Raw genomic sequence first — 18,292 nt, 5'->3', positions numbered from 1 at the left:
AACGGCTTTATTTTCATTGCGCCAGATTAATGTGGCCGCATTTAGGGGTACGATTTTGCAAATAATCGTGCATACTGTGCGCTTTTTGTGGGCCAAGGGACTAAGCACACATTTGTCATTCAAACAAAAGATTAGTCTATGAGCACTGATAATAAACAATCGTTACCCGCTGTCACTCTCGCGGCAATTGGGGTTGTCTACGGTGATATCGGCACCAGCCCACTTTATACACTTCGTGAATGTTTGTCTGGTCAGTTTGGTTTCGGTGTTGAGCGCGATGCCGTCTTCGGCTTTTTGTCACTGATCTTCTGGCTACTGGTTTTTGTGGTCTCCATTAAGTATCTGACATTCGTCATGCGCGCGGATAACGCCGGTGAAGGCGGTATTCTGACGCTGATGTCGCTGGCCGGTCGCAACACTTCGGCCAGAATGACTTCGATGCTGGTGATCATGGGATTGATTGGCGGTAGCTTCTTCTATGGTGAGGTGGTTATTACTCCCGCGATCTCGGTGATGTCGGCGATAGAGGGGCTGGAGATTGTCGCGCCTTCGCTCGATAGCTGGATTGTGCCGCTGTCGATTATCGTTTTAACCCTGCTGTTTATGATTCAGAAGCACGGTACCGGATTGGTGGGGAAACTGTTTGCACCGATCATGCTGGCGTGGTTTTTGATTCTGGCCGTACTCGGCGCGCGCGGTATTATCGAAAACCCTGAAGTGTTGCAGGCGCTGAATCCGCTTTGGGCGGTGAATTTCTTCCTTGAGTACAAGACGGTCTCTTTTGTTGCGCTTGGCGCCGTGGTGCTGTCGATCACCGGTGTCGAGGCGCTGTATGCGGATATGGGACACTTCGGTAAGCTGCCGATCCGCGTGGCGTGGTTTATTGTGGTGCTGCCGTCGCTGGCGCTGAATTACTTTGGCCAGGGCGCATTATTGCTGAAAACGCCGGAAGCGATTAAGAACCCCTTCTTCCTGCTGGCACCGGAGTGGGCGTTGATCCCGATGTTGATTATCGCCACGCTGGCGACGGTCATTGCGTCGCAGGCGGTTATTTCAGGCGTCTTCTCCCTGACTCGCCAGGCCGTGCGTCTGGGTTATCTGGCGCCGATGCGTATTATTCATACCTCGGAGATGGAATCCGGGCAGATCTATATCCCTTTCATTAACTGGCTGCTCTATTTTGCGGTGGTGCTGGTGATTGTCAGCTTCGAGCACTCCAGCAATCTGGCGGCGGCTTACGGTATTGCCGTTACCGGGACGATGGTGCTGACCTCAATTCTTTCCACGACCGTGGCACGCAAAAACTGGCACTGGAATAAAGTGCTGGTGGGGCTGATTCTGATTTTATTCCTGAGTATTGATGTGCCGCTGTTCTCGGCGAACCTCGATAAAATCGTCTCCGGCGGCTGGTTGCCGTTAACGCTCGGCATGGTGATGTTCCTGGTGATGACTACCTGGAAAAGCGAACGGTTCCGCCTGCTGCGCCGTATGCACGAACACGGCAACTCTCTGGAGGCGATGATTGCGTCGCTGGAGAAATCGCCGCCGGTTCGTGTACCGGGTACGGCGGTGTACATGTCCCGCGCGCTGAATGTCATTCCGTTTGCCATGATGCATAACCTGAAGCACAACAAGGTGTTGCATGAACGCGTGATTCTGCTGACGCTGCGTACTGAAGATGCACCTTACGTCCACAATGTGCGTCGGGTGCAAATTGAACAGTTGTCGCCAACTTTCTGGCGCGTGGTGGCAAGTTACGGCTGGCGCGAAACGCCGAACGTTGAAGAGGTGTTCCACCGCTGTGGTCTGGAGGGGCTCAATTGCCGGATGATGGAAACCTCCTTCTTTATGTCGCATGAGTCGTTGATTCTCGGTAAACGACCATGGTATTTGCGGCTGCGCGGTAAGCTCTACCTGGTATTACAGCGCAACGCGTTGCGCGCGCCGGACCAGTTTGAAATCCCGCCAAACCGGGTTATCGAGCTGGGAACACAGGTTGAAATTTAGCGTTTATAAAACCCCTAATTATGAGGGGTTTTTGTTATTTATGCCTGTTAATTTCATTTAAGATAATCAAGCTGTTTTTTTCATCACATTCAGACGCGAAACGTTTCGATATCGATCACACTTCTGTAACTGAGACATAGTTATAAGATTATTCTTTGTACTACACTGCGTTCAGCGAAACGTTTCGCTAGTGGAGCATAAAAAATGAAAAAAGGTCGTGTATTGAACACTGACATTTCGTCAGTTATCTCTCGTCTTGGTCATACCGATACGCTGGTGGTATGTGATGCCGGGTTGCCGGTGCCGCGTAATACGCAACGAATCGATATGGCGCTAACGCAGGGCGTACCGTCCTTTATGCAGGTGCTGGATGTGGTGACAACCGAAATGCAGGTTGAATCCGCTATCCTGGCGCTGGAAATCAAAGAACATAATCCGCAGCTCCACGAAACGTTGCTTAAGTCTCTTGAGCAACTGCAACAACACCAGGGAAACACCATAGAAGTGCGGTACGTTACGCACGAGCAGTTTAAAAAACACACCGCGGACAGTCATGCGGTGATTCGCAGCGGGGAGTGTTCCCCGTTTGCGAATATCATTCTCTGTGCTGGCGTCACTTTCTGAGGCCATCATGGACGCGTTACTGCAACTCAAGGGGATCGATAAAGCATTCCCCGGCGTTAAAGCGCTTTCCGGCGCGGCGCTGAATGTCTATCCTGGCCGTGTGATGGCGCTGGTGGGCGAAAATGGTGCCGGTAAATCCACGATGATGAAAGTGCTTACGGGCATCTATACCCGTGACGCTGGTTCGCTGCTGTGGCTGGGAAAAGAGACCACCTTTAACGGCCCAAAATCATCGCAGGAAGCCGGTATCGGCATCATCCACCAGGAATTGAACCTGATCCCGCAGCTCACCATTGCTGAGAACATTTTTCTCGGACGTGAGTTCGTCAATCGTTTCGGCAAAATCGACTGGAAAAAGATGTTTGCTGAAGCCGACAAGCTGCTGGCCAAACTGAATCTGCGCTTTAAGAGCGATCGGCTTGTAGGCGAACTCTCCATTGGCGATCAGCAAATGGTCGAAATCGCCAAAGTGATGAGCTACGAATCACAGGTCATCATTATGGATGAACCCACCGATGCCCTGACGGACACCGAAACTGAATCGCTGTTCCGCGTGATCCGCGAGTTGAAATCGCAGGGGCGCGGCATTGTCTATATCTCCCATCGTCTGAAAGAGATCTTCGAGATTTGCGATGATGTGACGGTTTTCCGTGACGGGCAGTTTATCGCCGAGCGTGAAGTGGCGACGCTCACCGAAGATACGCTGATCGAAATGATGGTTGGCCGCAAGCTGGAAGACCAATACCCGCGTCTGGATCAAGCGCCGGGCGAAGTGCGCCTTACTGTCAATAATCTGTGTGGTCCCGGCGTGGAAAACGTCAGTTTCACCCTGCGCAAAGGCGAGATCCTTGGCGTCGCCGGGTTGATGGGCGCTGGCCGCACCGAACTGATGAAAGTGCTGTATGGCGCACTGCCGCGCACCAGCGGTTATGTGACACTCGACGGCCATGAAGTGATCACCCGCTCTCCGCAGGACGGGCTGGCGAACGGCATCGTCTATATTTCAGAAGACCGTAAGCGCGACGGCTTAGTGCTCGGCATGTCGGTGAAAGAGAATATGTCGCTGACGGCACTGCGTTACTTCAGCCGTGCGGGCGGTTCGCTGAAGCATAAAGATGAACAGCAGGCGGTGAATGATTTTATCCGTCTGTTCAATGTGAAAACGCCATCGATGGAACAGGCGATTGGTTTGCTCTCCGGCGGTAATCAGCAAAAAGTGGCGATTGCCCGTGGTCTGATGACGCGGCCAAAAGTGCTGATCCTCGACGAACCGACGCGTGGCGTCGATGTTGGGGCGAAAAAAGAGATTTATCAGCTTATTAACCAGTTCAAGGCAGACGGGCTGAGCATCATCCTGGTCTCCTCTGAAATGCCGGAAGTGCTGGGAATGAGCGATCGCATTATGGTGATGCATGAAGGGCATCTCGGCGGTGAATTCACGCGCGAGCAGGCCACTCAGGAAGTGTTGATGGCTGCCGCTGTGGGCAAGCTTAATCGTGTGAATCAGGAGTAAAAAAGATGACTACCCAGGCTGTTTCTGGTCGCCGTTATTTCAGCAAAGCATGGCTAATGGAACAAAAATCGTTAATTGCTTTGCTGGTGTTGATTGCGATTGTTTCGACCATGAGTCCGAACTTTTTTACCGTCAATAACCTGCTGAATATCCTGCAACAAACCTCGGTAAACGCCATTATGGCGGTGGGGATGACGCTGGTTATCCTGACCTCGGGAATTGATCTGTCCGTCGGTTCCCTGCTGGCGCTCACCGGCGCGGTTGCGGCATCGATGATTGGCGTGGAAGTGAATGCGCTGGTGGCCGTTGCTGGCGCGCTGGCGCTGGGGGCGGCTATCGGCGCCGTTACCGGGGCGATTGTCGCGAAAGGCCGCGTGCAGGCGTTTATCGCTACGTTGGTAATGATGTTGCTGCTGCGCGGCGTAACGCTGGTTTATACCAATGGCAGCCCAATCAATACCGGATTTACCGCTAACGCAGATATTTTTGGCTGGTTTGGTATTGGCCGTCCGCTCGGGATCCCGACGCCAGTGTGGCTGATGGCTGTGGTCTTTATCGCCGCCTGGTATTTATTGCATCAAACTCGCCTGGGTCGCTATATCTATGCTTTGGGCGGTAACGAAGCGGCGACGCGCTTGTCCGGCATCTCCGTCGATAAAGTGAAAATTATCGTCTACTCGCTGTGCGGCCTGCTGGCTTCACTGGCGGGCATTATTGAAGTGGCGCGTCTCTCTTCTGCACAGCCTACTGCTGGGGCCGGTTATGAACTGGATGCTATTGCTGCGGTGGTATTGGGCGGAACCAGTCTGGCTGGCGGTAAAGGTCGCATTGTTGGGACGTTGATCGGCGCATTGATTCTGGGCTTCCTCAATAATGGATTGAATTTGTTGAGCGTTTCCTCCTATTACCAGATGATCGTTAAAGCAGTGGTGATTCTGCTCGCGGTGCTGGTAGACAACAAAAAGCAGTAATTACCTACACAACAGGACTCGTGAATATGAACATGAAAAAACTGGCCACTCTGGTTTCTGCTGTTGCACTGAGCGCCACCATTAGCGCAAACGCGATGGCGAAAGACTCTATTGCTCTGGTGATTTCCACGCTGAACAACCCGTTCTTCGTCTCCCTGAAGGATGGAGCACAGAAAGAGGCGGATAAACTGGGGTATGACCTGGTTGTCCTGGATTCGCAGAACAACCCGGCCAAAGAGCTGGCCAACGTGCAGGATCTGACCGTTCGCGGTACCAAACTGCTGCTGATTAACCCGACAGACTCCGATGCTGTTGGTAACGCGATCAAAATGGCTAACCAGGCAAAAATCCCGGTAATTACCCTCGACCGCGTAGCAAGCAGCGGTGAAGTGGTAAGCCACATTGCGTCTGACAACGTGCTCGGCGGCAAAATTGCTGGCGACTACATCGCTAAAAAAGCGGGTGAAGGTGCGAAAGTTATCGAACTGGCGGGTATTGCCGGGACTTCCGCTGCACGTGAACGTGGCGAAGGTTTCCAGCAGGCCGTTGCTGCTCATAAATTTAACGTGCTGGCCAGCCAGCCGGCAGACTTTGATCGTACTAAAGGCCTGAACGTTATGCAGAACCTGCTGACGGCTCACCCGGATGTTCAGGCAGTCTTTGCCCAGAACGATGAAATGGCGCTGGGCGCGCTGCGTGCACTGCAAACTGCCGGTAAAACCGACGTGATGGTGGTGGGTTTTGACGGTACGCCAGACGGTATTAAAGCTGTAAATGACGGTAAACTGGCAGCAACGATTGCTCAGTTGCCGGAGCAAATTGGCGCGAAAGGTGTTGATACCGCAGACAAAGTGCTGAAAGGCGAAAAAGTCTACGCGAAAAACCCGGTTGACCTGAAACTGGTCATCAAGCAGTAATAAGCAGTTCAGTCGGTAGGCTTGAACCTGCCGCCTGGGGACAACGTAAAAATAAAGAAAAGCATGGCACGCGCCACCGGGAACGGTGGCGCACTTTATGGACAAGCTCATCATGAAAACCGCAGGCAAACTCGTCGTCCTTGGTAGTATCAATGCCGATCACATTCTTAACCTTGAATCTTTCCCGACGCCGGGCGAAACCGTCACTGGCAGCCAGTATCAGGTGGCTTTCGGTGGTAAAGGCGCAAACCAGGCGGTTGCCGCCGGGCGTAGCGGCGCTGATATCGCTTTTATTGCCTGCACGGGCGATGACGACACGGGCGTTCGTGTTCGTAAGCAGCTGGAAAGCGATCATATTGATGTCGCGCCAGTAAGCGTTGTTGCGGGGGAATCCACCGGTGTGGCGCTGATTTTTGTTAATGGCGAAGGTGAGAATGTCATCGGTATTCATGCGGGAGCGAATGCGGCGCTCTCGATTGAACGCGTAGAAGCGCAGCACGCGCTGATTGCGAACGCATCGGCATTGCTGATGCAACTGGAGTCGCCGGTAGAAAGCGTACTGGCTGCCGCGCGCATCGCGCAGCAGAACCACACAACCGTTGCGCTTAACCCGGCTCCGGCGCGGGAACTTTCCGATGAACTGCTGGCGCTGGTGGACATCATCACACCAAATGAAACCGAAGCGGAAAAACTGACTGGTATTCGCGTTGACAGTGATGAAGACGCCGCGCGTGCCGCGCAGGCGTTGCATGCCAAAGGGATCAAGACGGTAATTATTACCCTTGGCAGCCGTGGCGTATGGGCAAGTGTTAATGGCGAAGGTAAACGCGTCCCCGGCTTTAAAGTGAAAGCCATTGATACCATTGCCGCTGGCGATACCTTTAACGGCGCGCTGTTGACGGCATTGCTGGAAGATAAAACGCTGGATGAAGCGATCCGTTTTGCTCATGCGGCAGCGGCGATTGCTGTCACGCGTAAAGGCGCGCAACCTTCTGTTCCGTGGCGCAAAGAGATTGATGATTTTCTCTCTCAGCAGGGGTGAAACTTGGCCACCATGAAGGATGTTGCCCGCGTGGCGGGCGTTTCCACCTCAACGGTATCCCACGTTATTAACAAAGATCGCTTTGTCAGTGATGCTGTTCGGGAGAAGGTGGAAGCAGCGATCAAAACGCTGAACTATGCCCCTTCTGCGCTGGCGCGGAGCCTGAAAATCAATCAGACCCGCACCATCGGCATGCTGATAACCGCCAGTACTAACCCCTTTTATTCCGAGCTGGTGCGCGGCGTGGAGCGTAGCTGTTTTGAGCGCGGTTACAGCCTGGTGTTGTGCAATACCGAAGGCGATGAACAGCGGATGAACAGTAATCTGGAAACGCTGATGCAGAAGCGCGTCGACGGGTTGCTGCTGCTGTGCACCGAGACCCATCAACCTTCGCAAGAGATCATGCAGCGCTATCCTTCCATACCGACCGTGATGATGGACTGGGCGCCGTTTAACGGTGATAGCGATCTGATTCAGGATAACTCTTTGCTGGGTGGCGATATGGCAACGCAGTACCTGATCAATAAAGGATTCACGCGTATAGCCTGTATCACCGGGCCACTGGATAAAACGCCTGCGCGTTTGCGTCTGGAGGGGTATCGCGAAGCGATGACGCGCGCCGGGTTAACCATCCGTGAAGGCGATGAAATCGAGAGCGACTTTGAATTCGGCGGCGGTTTTGATGCCATGCAGGCATTACTGGCGATGAACGAACGCCCGCAGGCGGTTTTTATCGGCAACGATGCGATGGCTGTTGGCGCATACCAGGCTTTGTATCAGGCCGGGTTGAAGATCCCGCAAGATATGGCGATTGTCGGTTACGACGATATTGAACTGGCGCGCTATATGACTCCACCGCTCACCACTATCCATCAACCAAAAGATGAACTGGGTGAGCTGGCAATTGACGTGCTTATCCACCGTATTGCTGAACCGGGTTTGCAGCAACAGCGGTTGCAGCTCACGCCGATTCTGATAGAGCGCGGTTCAGCCTGATTTTTTGTGGCGCTCTTTGATCAGGTTGCGGCCATCTTTCGCTTTCAGCAGCATAAAGACCAGCGCGGAGAGCAGCGTGATAGCGCCCATGGTAATAAAGGTGTAGTGGAACTGCTCCACGGTATTAATGCTATCGAACCCTTCATAGAAACGCAGCACCGCAGCGCTGACCGCGACCCCCAGACTTATCGATAACTGTTGCGTGACTGCCAGGACGCTGTTGCCGCTGCTGGCATTTTCATCGGTTAAGTCCGCCAGAGTAATGGTATTCATCGAGGTAAACTGGGTGGACATTGCCATCCCCAGGATGAACAGCGGCAGCACCAGCATCCATACTGCCATCGCCGGCGTTTGCAGCGCGAACTGGGCAATCATCAAACCAATAAACAGCGTAATACCAACCAGCGTCTTGCGATAACCGAACCAGCGCAATATCTGTGTGACCGTGGATTTTGCCAGAATAGAGCCCAGCGCGGTTGGCGCCATCATGCAACCAGCAATCAGCGCGGGATACCCAAAACCGACCTGCAACATCAGCGGCATCAAAAACGGTACGCAACCCGTCCCCAGGCGGGAAGCAATGTTCCCGGCGATGCCGACGGAAAAGGTGCGGGTGTTAAACAGATTGAGTGATATCAGTGGAGCTGGGTGGCGACGCGCATGGCGAACGTAAGCCCAAAGCAAACCGAGACCGCTGAGGATAATCGCGAAAGCAATCCAGCTGGCGACCAGCTTCTCTCCAAATAACTCCATGCCGCTGGAAAACAGTACAAGGCTCAAACCAAAAAGGAAAAAGCCCCCCATATCGAAACTTCGCCGTGGCGTGGTGAAGTTCGGCATATATTTCCGCGCATAAAACAGGCCAGCGATACCAATCGGAATATTAATCAAGAAGATCCAGTGCCAGCTTGCCCAGGTGACCAGCACGCCGCCCAATACCGGGCCAAGAATCGGCCCGACAAGCCCGGGCATGGTGACAAAGTTCAGGACCGGCAGCAGTTCACTGCGCGGATACGCGCGTAGTAATGCCAGACGGGCCACCGGCATCATCATCGCACCGCCAATCCCCTGAATGACACGAAACACAACCAGCATTGACAGTGAGTTGGAGAGCGCGCACGCCAGTGAGCCGAGGGTAAACAGGCTTACCGCCAGCATAAATACCCGACGAGTGCCAAAACGGTCTGCCAGCCAACCGCTCATCGGGATCAGCATGGCCACGGTCAGCGTGTAACTAATGATGGTGGATTGCATCGCCAGCGGGGAGCGGCCAAGGCTCTGTGCTATTGCGGGTAGGGCGGTGTTAAGAATGGTGGCATCCAGTGCCTGCATAAAAAAAGCCATTGCTGCGATCCATGGCAGGCCGGCCATACTGCGCGCTTTCTTCTCTGTCATACCAATTCCCGTTAATTAGGCGTATTCAGTAATAACTGGCTCGCCCGGAATGCGCTTTCGCCGTCGCTTTCCTGAATGGCGTCCACTATCGCCTGGTGAAGGTCGAGTTTGATCACTTCGTTTTGAGTTATAGAGGTAAAGTAGGTGTGGTAAATCGAGTGAAAGAGTGAAGAGAAAGAAATAAGGAAGGGGTTATCACTCATCGCGTAAATGTGTTCGTGCCAGGCCGTATCCACTTCAATCCAGCGTTCGCGGTTAAAGTCCTTTTTCAGGCTAACCATCTCTTCCATTAGGGTATTGAGATACGCTTTTTGTTCTGCGCTGGCGAGTGTTGCTGCGAGCAGGCAAGCCTGAGGTTCAAGGCTGCTGCGCATAATAAGGAAGTGCTGAATGATTTCCTTGAAGTTATCCTCGTGCATCCACCAGAACAACAATTCTTTATCAAGGAAGTTCCAGTTGTCGCGGGGCATTACCCGGGTGCCAATACGCGGGCGAGGCAAGACCATCCCCTTTGCGGTTAATGTCTTTACCGCTTCCCTGACTGCGGTGCGGCTGACGCCAAACTTCTCACCCAGTTCCATCTCACCCGGTAAAATCGAGCCCGGAGCATATTCACCTTTCAGGATCTGTTGCGCCAGTTTCTCTGCTAACACCCAAGAGATGTTTTTCTGCGCGGCAAGTTGCTGTGCGTTTAAAGGCATTTCTCACTTCCTTTTTTCTTTGTATCACTCGCTAGTATGCCATTCGATATCTGTCAGTGGTGGCAAAAACAGCAAAATCAGTTATTCATGCCTCTTTTTGCCGCGTTTTGTTGAAAAAAGACACGGTTGAAAACTTTTTTTAAATTAGGGGTTGTCAGCCGGAATTATCTCCCTATAATGCGCCTCCACTGACACGGCACAACGGCATACACACCGGCCTGTCAGGTGAAGAAATCTGAAAATAATCAGTTGACTTCACGGCGGGAAAGCGTAATATGCACACCCCGCGCCGCAGCGAAAACACAGCGGCACTGCTCTTTAACAATTTATCAGACAATCTGTGTGGGCACTCAGGTGACTGGATTCTTGATGTCTCCGGACAAAAAATGAATACCAAGTCTCACGGGTGAACACGTAATTCATTACGAAGTTTAATTCGATGAGCATCAAACTTTAAATTGAAGAGTTTGATCATGGCTCAGATTGAACGCTGGCGGCAGGCCTAACACATGCAAGTCGAACGGTAGCACAGAGAGCTTGCTCTCGGGTGACGAGTGGCGGACGGGTGAGTAATGTCTGGGAAACTGCCTGATGGAGGGGGATAACTACTGGAAACGGTAGCTAATACCGCATAACGTCGCAAGACCAAAGAGGGGGACCTTCGGGCCTCTTGCCATCAGATGTGCCCAGATGGGATTAGCTAGTAGGCGGGGTAATGGCCCACCTAGGCGACGATCCCTAGCTGGTCTGAGAGGATGACCAGCCACACTGGAACTGAGACACGGTCCAGACTCCTACGGGAGGCAGCAGTGGGGAATATTGCACAATGGGCGCAAGCCTGATGCAGCCATGCCGCGTGTGTGAAGAAGGCCTTCGGGTTGTAAAGCACTTTCAGCGGGGAGGAAGGCGGTACGGTTAATAACCGTGCCGATTGACGTTACCCGCAGAAGAAGCACCGGCTAACTCCGTGCCAGCAGCCGCGGTAATACGGAGGGTGCAAGCGTTAATCGGAATTACTGGGCGTAAAGCGCACGCAGGCGGTCTGTCAAGTCGGATGTGAAATCCCCGGGCTCAACCTGGGAACTGCATTCGAAACTGGCAGGCTGGAGTCTCGTAGAGGGAGGTAGAATTCCAGGTGTAGCGGTGAAATGCGTAGAGATCTGGAGGAATACCGGTGGCGAAGGCGGCCTCCTGGACGAAGACTGACGCTCAGGTGCGAAAGCGTGGGGAGCAAACAGGATTAGATACCCTGGTAGTCCACGCCGTAAACGATGTCGATTTGGAGGTTGTGCCCTTGAGGCGTGGCTTCCGGAGCTAACGCGTTAAATCGACCGCCTGGGGAGTACGGCCGCAAGGTTAAAACTCAAATGAATTGACGGGGGCCCGCACAAGCGGTGGAGCATGTGGTTTAATTCGATGCAACGCGAAGAACCTTACCTGGTCTTGACATCCACAGAACCTGGCAGAGATGCCGGGGTGCCTTCGGGAACTGTGAGACAGGTGCTGCATGGCTGTCGTCAGCTCGTGTTGTGAAATGTTGGGTTAAGTCCCGCAACGAGCGCAACCCTTATCCTTTGTTGCCAGCGGTTAGGCCGGGAACTCAAAGGAGACTGCCAGTGATAAACTGGAGGAAGGTGGGGATGACGTCAAGTCATCATGGCCCTTACGACCAGGGCTACACACGTGCTACAATGGCGCATACAAAGAGAAGCGACCTCGCGAGAGCAAGCGGACCTCATAAAGTGCGTCGTAGTCCGGATTGGAGTCTGCAACTCGACTCCATGAAGTCGGAATCGCTAGTAATCGTGAATCAGAATGTCACGGTGAATACGTTCCCGGGCCTTGTACACACCGCCCGTCACACCATGGGAGTGGGTTGCAAAAGAAGTAGGTAGCTTAACCTTCGGGAGGGCGCTTACCACTTTGTGATTCATGACTGGGGTGAAGTCGTAACAAGGTAACCGTAGGGGAACCTGCGGTTGGATCACCTCCTTACCTTAAAGAACCATCTCCTGAAGTGCTCACACAGATTGTCTGATGAAAAAACAGCAGTAAGAAAATCTCTGCAGGCTTGTAGCTCAGGTGGTTAGAGCGCACCCCTGATAAGGGTGAGGTCGGTGGTTCAAGTCCACTCAGGCCTACCAAATTTGCGAAAGCAAATTTGATGAGGTTTTAACTACGATGGGGCTATAGCTCAGCTGGGAGAGCGCCTGCTTTGCACGCAGGAGGTCTGCGGTTCGATCCCGCATAGCTCCACCATCATTACTGCACAAACAAAAAAACTTCAGAGTACACATTCTGTGTGTGCTGCGAAGTTTTGCTCTTTAAAAATCTGGATCAAGCTGAAAATTGAAACACTGAACAACGCAAGTTGTTCGTGAGTCTCTCAAATTTTTGCAATGCGATGATGAATCGGAAGAAACATCTTCGGGTTGTGAGGTTAAGCGACTAAGCGTACACGGTGGATGCCCTGGCAGTCAGAGGCGATGAAGGACGTGCTAATCTGCGAAAAGCGCCGGCGAGGTGATATGAACCCTTGACCCGGCGATGTCCGAATGGGGAAACCCGGTGCACTACGGTGCATCATCACAGCATGAATCCATAGTGCTGTGAAGCGAACCGGGGGAACTGAAACATCTAAGTACCCCGAGGAAAAGAAATCAACCGAGATTCCCCCAGTAGCGGCGAGCGAACGGGGAGGAGCCCAGAGCCTGAATCAGCTTGTGTGTTAGTGGAAGCGTCTGGAAAGTCGCGCGATACAGGGTGACAGCCCCGTACACGAAAACGCACAGGCTGTGAGCTCGATGAGTAGGGCGGGACACGTGGTATCCTGTCTGAATATGGGGGGACCATCCTCCAAGGCTAAATACTCCTGACTGACCGATAGTGAACCAGTACCGTGAGGGAAAGGCGAAAAGAACCCCGGCGAGGGGAGTGAAAAAGAACCTGAAACCGTGTACGTACAAGCAGTGGGAGCATCCTTCGGGGTGTGACTGCGTACCTTTTGTATAATGGGTCAGCGACTTATATTCTGTAGCAAGGTTAACCGTATAGGGGAGCCGAAGGGAAACCGAGTCTTAACTGGGCGTTAAGTTGCAGGGTATAGACCCGAAACCCGGTGATCTAGCCATGGGCAGGTTGAAGGTTGGGTAACACTAACTGGAGGACCGAACCGACTAATGTTGAAAAATTAGCGGATGACCTGTGGCTGGGGGTGAAAGGCCAATCAAACCGGGAGATAGCTGGTTCTCCCCGAAAGCTATTTAGGTAGCGCCTCGTGAATTCATCTCCGGGGGTAGAGCACTGTTTCGGCTAGGGGGCCATCCCGGCTTACCAACCCGATGCAAACTACGAATACCGGAGAATGTTATCACGGGAGACACACGGCGGGTGCTAACGTCCGTCGTGAAGAGGGAAACAACCCAGACCGCCAGCTAAGGTCCCAAAGTCATGGTTAAGTGGGAAACGATGTGGGAAGGCCCAGACAGCCAGGATGTTGGCTTAGAAGCAGCCATCATTTAAAGAAAGCGTAATAGCTCACTGGTCGAGTCGGCCTGCGCGGAAGATGTAACGGGGCTAAACCATGCACCGAAGCTGCGGCAGCGACGCTTATGCGTTGTTGGGTAGGGGAGCGTTCTGTAAGCCGTTGAAGGTGGCCTGTGAGGGCTGCTGGAGGTATCAGAAGTGCGAATGCTGACATAAGTAACGATAAAGCGGGTGAAAAGCCCGCTCGCCGGAAGACCAAGGGTTCCTGTCCAACGTTAATCGGGGCAGGGTGAGTCGACCCCTAAGGCGAGGCCGAAAGGCGTAGTCGATGGGAAACAGGTTAATATTCCTGTACTTGGTGTTACTGCGAAGGGGGGACGGAGAAGGCTATGTTGGCCGGGCGACGGTTGTCCCGGTTTAAGCGTGAAGGTGTGTGCTCCAGGCAAATCCGGAGTGCTTTAACACTGAGGCGTGATGACGAGGCACCACGGTGCTGAAGCAACAAATGCCCTGCTTCCAGGAAAAGCCTCTAAGCTCCAGGTAACACGAAATCGTACCCCAAACCGACACAGGTGGTCAGGTAGAGAATACCAAGGCGCTTGAGAGAACTCGGGTGAAGGAACTAGGCAAAATGGTGCCGTAACTTCGGGAGAAGGCACGCTGATGCGTAGGTGAAGCGACCTGCTCGTGGAGCTGAAATCAGTCGAAGATACCAGCTGGCTGCAACTGTTTATTAAAAACACAGCACTGTGCAAACACGAAAGTGGACGTATACGGTGTGACGCCTGCCCGGTGCCGGAAGGTTAATTGATGGGGTTATCCGTAAGGAGAAGCTCTTGATCGAAGCCCCGGTAAACGGCGGCCGTAACTATAACGGTCCTAAGGTAGCGAAATTCCTTGTCGGGTAAGTTCCGACCTGCACGAATGGCGTAATGATGGCCAGGCTGTCTCCACCCGAGACTCAGTGAAATTGAACTCGCTGTGAAGATGCAGTGTACCCGCGGCAAGACGGAAAGACCCCGTGAACCTTTACTATAGCTTGACACTGAACATTGAGCCTTGATGTGTAGGATAGGTGGGAGGCTTTGAAGCGTGGACGCCAGTCTGCGTGGAGCCAACCTTGAAATACCACCCTTTAATGTTTGATGTTCTAACGTGGACCCGTAAACCGGGTTGCGGACAGTGTCTGGTGGGTAGTTTGACTGGGGCGGTCTCCTCCTAAAGCGTAACGGAGGAGCACGAAGGTCAGCTAATCCTGGTCGGACATCAGGAGGTTAGTGCAATGGCATAAGCTGGCTTGACTGCGAGCGTGACGGCGCGAGCAGGTGCGAAAGCAGGTCATAGTGATCCGGTGGTTCTGAATGGAAGGGCCATCGCTCAACGGATAAAAGGTACTCCGGGGATAACAGGCTGATACCGCCCAAGAGTTCATATCGACGGCGGTGTTTGGCACCTCGATGTCGGCTCATCACATCCTGGGGCTGAAGTAGGTCCCAAGGGTATGGCTGTTCGCCATTTAAAGTGGTACGCGAGCTGGGTTTAGAACGTCGTGAGACAGTTCGGTCCCTATCTGCCGTGGGCGCTGGAGAACTGAGGGGGGCTGCTCCTAGTACGAGAGGACCGGAGTGGACGCATCACTGGTGTTCGGGTTGTCATGCCAATGGCACTGCCCGGTAGCTAAATGCGGAAGAGATAAGTGCTGAAAGCATCTAAGCACGAAACTTGCCCCGAGATGAGTTCTCCCTGACCCTTAAAGGGTCCTGAAGGAACGTTGAAGACGACGACGTTGATAGGCCGGGTGTGTAAGCGCAGCGATGCGTTGAGCTAACCGGTACTAATGAACCGTGAGGCTTAACCTTACAACGCCGAAGATGTTTTGGCGTGAGAGAGAATTTTTTCAGCGAGATACAGATTAAACCGGTGTGCCGCTGAGGCATGGCGGTGAACAGAATTTGCCTGGCGGCACTAGCGCGGTGGTCCCACCTGACCCCATGCCGAACTCAGAAGTGAAACGCCGTAGCGCCGATGGTAGTGTGGGGTCTCCCCATGCGAGAGTAGGGAACTGCCAGGCATCAAACCAGTGAAGAGGCCATCCGGAAGGATGGCCTCTTTGCGTTCAGATAAAATAAAAGGTCACACGCTCTATGCGCGTAACCAATGAAGAATAAAGCCAGCAATCTGAGCAATATCATTTATATCCAGCACCGGTACATCAAGTTCCAGTGCTACATCGCTGGCTACCGCGATGACATGCTCATCCAGTATAAGCTCTTGCAGATTATGCCCGCTGTCCTGTCGCCAGAGCATAATTTTTGCCACGGACTCATGTTTAAAACCTTCGACCAGAACTAAATCCAGTTTCGTTGCATCCATTCGACCAGCAAGATACGCCAGATCCAGACTGGTTTCATCTGGTGTTTCTGTCATCAGCGCCCAACGCTGCGAACTGGCGACCAAAGTCTGTGCTGCTCCCGCCTTGCGTAGCTCATAGCTATCTTTACCCGGTTTATCGACATCCATATCGTGGTGGGTATGTTTTATTAAGCCGGGACGGATACCATGAGCACAAAGCTCTGGAATTAACTTTTTGAGTAGCGTGGTCTTTCCTGTACCGCTCCATGCGGCAATAGCCAGTAGTGGGATCATAGTTACTCCTGCCAATGAGCCAGGTCTTCCGGGGTATTCACATTAGCGAAAGCGTCTTTAACATCGCTAAAATCCACCGCATGGCCGCCAGCCTCGCGCAGGAATACCATTACCCTGCGTTCACCGCGTGCCAGATATTCCTGTAAAGAGGGCATGATATCGCGATGAATTAGCGCGATAGTTGGATGATCCCGCTCGCCATCGTGGACCCAGACAGCCAAAGCCTGCTGACGGTTTCTCTGTAACCGTATGGCAAGATCTGCCGGTATATGAGGGGTATCGCAGGGACAGAAAAGGAACCATAGCCCAGAATGTTGCTGTATCACTGATAGAATTCCTGCCAGCGGCCCGGGATAATCACGTAGCGTATCGGTCAGCACTGGCAGGCCACTGGCACGATAGATATCGAGGTTTCGATTAGCGCTAATAACCATATCTGTCACCTGTGGCTTCAGTTTTTGCGCTACATGCTCCCAAAGTGGTTGGCCATTAAGTTGCAATAATCCCTTATCATTTCCTCCCATACGTGAGGCTTTCCCTCCCGCCAGAATTACGCCAGTTACCGTATCACTTACTGCCACCAGTATCGCCTCTTTTATTGTGGGTTTGACCCTGCTAACGTGTCTGTACCAAGAGTAAGGAGCAAGAACATGAAATGTAAACGCCTGAACGAAGTTATCGAACTTCTCCAGCCTGCGTGGCAAAAAGAACCCGAGTTAAACTTAATGCAATTCTTGCAGAAACTGGCGCAAGAGTCAGGTTATGAGGGTGAACTGGTCGATTTAAGTGATGACATCCTGATCTATCATCTGAAAATGCGTGACTCAGCGAAAGATGCCGTCATCCCTGGTATTCAGAAGGATTATGAAGAGGATTTTAAAACCGCTCTGCTGCGCGCACGTGGCGTAATTAAAGAGTAAAAGCTTGTAAGCGGCGCCACTGAACGCGCCGCGAAATGGTATCCTGAATTATTCGTCGAATTTTCGGATGCCAGGATGACCCGTAACGCTTTTACTTTCCAGACACTACACCCCGACACCATCATGGATGCGCTATTTGCGCAGGGGATCCGTGTGGATTCTGGCCTTACTGCGCTAAATAGCTACGAAAACCGCGTTTATCAATTTCAGGACGAAGATCGCCGTCGTTATGTGGTGAAATTTTACCGTCCTGAACGCTGGTCGGCCGTGCAGATCCTTGAAGAGCACGAGTTTGCCCTGGATCTTCAGCGCGATGATGTACCGGTCGCCGCACCGCTTGCCTTTAATCACCAGACCCTACTTACTTATCAGGATTTCTATTTTGCTGTCTTCCCAAGCGTTGGCGGTCGGCAATTCGAAGCCGACAATCTGGATCAAATGGAATGGGTTGGCCGCTATCTCGGGCGACTGCATCAAACCGGCAGCAAAAAACGTTTTACTCATCGCCCGGATATTGGTGTTAAAGAGTATTTAATTGAACCCCGCCAGTTATTTGAAACCACCACGCTTATTCCTGCGTCGCTGAAAGAGGCATTTTTGAGCGCTGTTGATAAGCTTATTGATGCTGTTATGGATCAGTGGCACAGCCGTTTCAATCTCCTGCGTCTGCACGGAGACTGTCATGCCGGAAATATTCTCTGGCGTGACGGACCGATGTTTGTTGACTTAGACGATGCGCGTAATGGTCCTGCGGTACAGGATCTATGGATGCTGCTACATGGCGATAAAGCCGAGCAGCGTATGCAACTGGAGATGATCGTCGAAGCATATGAAGAGTTTTGTGAATTTAATCGTGCCGAGCTTGGCCTGATTGAGCCTCTTCGCGCCATGCGTCAGGTGTACTATCTGGCGTGGCTTATTCGTCGCTGGGACGATCCGGCGTTTCCGAAAAACTTTCCATGGCTGCGCAGTGAAGATCACTGGCGCAGGCAAACTTCGATTTTTCTGGATCAGGTGAATGTTCTGCAAGAACCACCTTTAGCATTAACACCAATGTATTAAATGGAGAGAATT

General features: G+C 52.6%; 13 protein-coding genes, 2 tRNA genes and 3 rRNA genes. 14 read left to right on the top strand and 4 right to left on the bottom strand.

Annotation, left to right across the window (positions count from 1 at the left end):
* Positions 1–138 precede the first annotated feature (138 nt).
* The 7 genes from kup (at position 139) to rbsR (ending at position 8,070) form a co-directional block, all read left to right on the top strand.
* A complete protein-coding gene (gene kup, locus Y71_RS27810) occupies positions 139–2,007 on the top strand; it encodes a low affinity potassium transporter Kup (RefSeq protein ID WP_007369358.1) in 1,869 nt (622 codons plus the stop codon).
* Positions 2,008–2,211: 204 nt separating this feature from the next.
* Positions 2,212–2,631 (top strand): D-ribose pyranase, encoded by a 420-nt coding sequence (gene rbsD / locus Y71_RS27805; RefSeq protein WP_007369357.1) that lies wholly within the window; start codon positions 2,212–2,214, stop codon positions 2,629–2,631.
* 7 nt (positions 2,632–2,638) lie between these two features.
* Positions 2,639–4,144 (top strand): ribose ABC transporter ATP-binding protein RbsA, encoded by a 1,506-nt coding sequence (gene rbsA / locus Y71_RS27800; protein ID WP_007369356.1) that lies wholly within the window; start codon positions 2,639–2,641, stop codon positions 4,142–4,144.
* Positions 4,145–4,149: 5 nt separating this feature from the next.
* A complete protein-coding gene (gene rbsC / locus Y71_RS27795) occupies positions 4,150–5,115 on the top strand; it encodes a ribose ABC transporter permease (protein WP_007369355.1) in 966 nt (321 codons plus the stop codon).
* Between the two features lie 26 nt (positions 5,116–5,141).
* Complete coding sequence (rbsB, locus tag Y71_RS27790; protein WP_007369354.1) at positions 5,142–6,032, top strand: ribose ABC transporter substrate-binding protein RbsB; 891 nt, start codon at positions 5,142–5,144, stop codon at positions 6,030–6,032.
* 112 nt (positions 6,033–6,144) lie between these two features.
* Entirely contained in the window at positions 6,145–7,074 is a 930-nt protein-coding gene (rbsK, locus tag Y71_RS27785; protein ID WP_007369353.1) for a ribokinase, read from the top strand.
* A 3-nt stretch (positions 7,075–7,077) separates the two neighbouring features.
* Positions 7,078–8,070, top strand: coding sequence for a ribose operon transcriptional repressor RbsR (gene rbsR / locus Y71_RS27780; RefSeq protein WP_007369352.1), 993 nt, complete (start codon positions 7,078–7,080; stop codon positions 8,068–8,070).
* On the opposite strand, the gene mdtD is transcribed toward rbsR, so the two are convergent.
* Entirely contained in the window at positions 8,062–9,465 is a 1,404-nt protein-coding gene (mdtD, locus tag Y71_RS27775; protein WP_007369351.1) for a multidrug transporter subunit MdtD, read from the bottom strand. The genes rbsR and mdtD overlap by 9 nt on opposite strands.
* Positions 9,466–9,476: 11 nt before the next feature.
* Positions 9,477–10,166, bottom strand: a complete 690-nt coding sequence (locus tag Y71_RS27770) for a FadR/GntR family transcriptional regulator (RefSeq protein WP_007369350.1) — start codon at positions 10,164–10,166, stop codon at positions 9,477–9,479.
* Between the two features lie 455 nt (positions 10,167–10,621).
* On the opposite strand from Y71_RS27770, the gene Y71_RS27765 reads away from it, so the two are divergent.
* From Y71_RS27765 to rrf, 5 genes are all read left to right on the top strand, one after another.
* Positions 10,622–12,161 (top strand): 16S ribosomal RNA (locus Y71_RS27765).
* 72 nt (positions 12,162–12,233) lie between these two features.
* Positions 12,234–12,310, top strand: a tRNA-Ile gene (locus Y71_RS27760).
* Positions 12,311–12,349: 39 nt separating this feature from the next.
* A tRNA-Ala gene (locus Y71_RS27755) sits at positions 12,350–12,425 on the top strand.
* A 179-nt stretch (positions 12,426–12,604) separates the two neighbouring features.
* Positions 12,605–15,511 (top strand): 23S ribosomal RNA (locus Y71_RS27750).
* Between the two features lie 96 nt (positions 15,512–15,607).
* Positions 15,608–15,723, top strand: a 5S ribosomal RNA gene (rrf, locus tag Y71_RS27745).
* The 16S, 23S and 5S rRNA genes sit together here with 2 tRNA genes alongside, the layout of an rRNA operon.
* Before the next feature lie 71 nt (positions 15,724–15,794).
* Here the strand turns inward: rrf and mobB are convergent.
* Positions 15,795–16,298: a molybdopterin-guanine dinucleotide biosynthesis protein MobB gene (gene mobB / locus Y71_RS27740; protein WP_007369347.1), complete on the bottom strand. Its 504-nt coding sequence runs from the start codon at positions 16,296–16,298 to the stop codon at positions 15,795–15,797.
* A 2-nt stretch (positions 16,299–16,300) separates the two neighbouring features.
* Positions 16,301–16,879 (bottom strand): molybdenum cofactor guanylyltransferase MobA, encoded by a 579-nt coding sequence (gene mobA, locus Y71_RS27735; RefSeq protein ID WP_035941960.1) that lies wholly within the window; start codon positions 16,877–16,879, stop codon positions 16,301–16,303.
* A gap of 69 nt (positions 16,880–16,948) precedes the next feature.
* Here mobA and Y71_RS27730 point away from each other — a divergent pair, with 69 nt between their 5' ends.
* Both Y71_RS27730 and Y71_RS27725 read left to right on the top strand, forming a co-directional pair.
* On the top strand, positions 16,949–17,218 hold the full coding sequence (locus tag Y71_RS27730; protein WP_007369345.1) for a YihD family protein: 270 nt from the start codon (positions 16,949–16,951) through the stop codon (positions 17,216–17,218).
* Between the two features lie 75 nt (positions 17,219–17,293).
* The gene (locus tag Y71_RS27725; protein WP_007369344.1) at positions 17,294–18,280 is read left to right on the top strand and encodes a serine/threonine protein kinase; all 987 of its coding nucleotides are present in this window, start codon (positions 17,294–17,296) and stop codon (positions 18,278–18,280) included.
* Positions 18,281–18,292 lie beyond the last annotated feature (12 nt).

Source organism: Kosakonia radicincitans DSM 16656 (assembly GCF_000280495.2).
Taxonomy (GTDB): Bacteria; Pseudomonadota; Gammaproteobacteria; order Enterobacterales; family Enterobacteriaceae; genus Kosakonia; species Kosakonia radicincitans.
The sequence above is the reverse complement of the archived record's forward strand: the minus strand, read 5'-3'. Positions and strand labels throughout refer to the sequence as shown.

Coding starts and splice junctions, on each gene's coding strand:
- Y71_RS27770 (WP_007369350.1), bottom strand. CDS start 10,166: ATGCCTTTAAACGCACAGCAACTTGCCGCGCAGAAAAACATCTCTTGG.
- mobB (WP_007369347.1), bottom strand. CDS start 16,298: ATGATCCCACTACTGGCTATTGCCGCATGGAGCGGTACAGGAAAGACC.
- rbsC (WP_007369355.1), top strand. CDS start 4,150: ATGACTACCCAGGCTGTTTCTGGTCGCCGTTATTTCAGCAAAGCATGG.
- rbsB (WP_007369354.1), top strand. CDS start 5,142: ATGAACATGAAAAAACTGGCCACTCTGGTTTCTGCTGTTGCACTGAGC.
- Y71_RS27725 (WP_007369344.1), top strand. CDS start 17,294: ATGACCCGTAACGCTTTTACTTTCCAGACACTACACCCCGACACCATC.
- rbsK (WP_007369353.1), top strand. CDS start 6,145: ATGAAAACCGCAGGCAAACTCGTCGTCCTTGGTAGTATCAATGCCGAT.
- kup (WP_007369358.1), top strand. CDS start 139: ATGAGCACTGATAATAAACAATCGTTACCCGCTGTCACTCTCGCGGCA.
- mdtD (WP_007369351.1), bottom strand. CDS start 9,465: ATGACAGAGAAGAAAGCGCGCAGTATGGCCGGCCTGCCATGGATCGCA.
- rbsD (WP_007369357.1), top strand. CDS start 2,212: ATGAAAAAAGGTCGTGTATTGAACACTGACATTTCGTCAGTTATCTCT.
- rbsA (WP_007369356.1), top strand. CDS start 2,639: ATGGACGCGTTACTGCAACTCAAGGGGATCGATAAAGCATTCCCCGGC.
- Y71_RS27730 (WP_007369345.1), top strand. CDS start 16,949: ATGAAATGTAAACGCCTGAACGAAGTTATCGAACTTCTCCAGCCTGCG.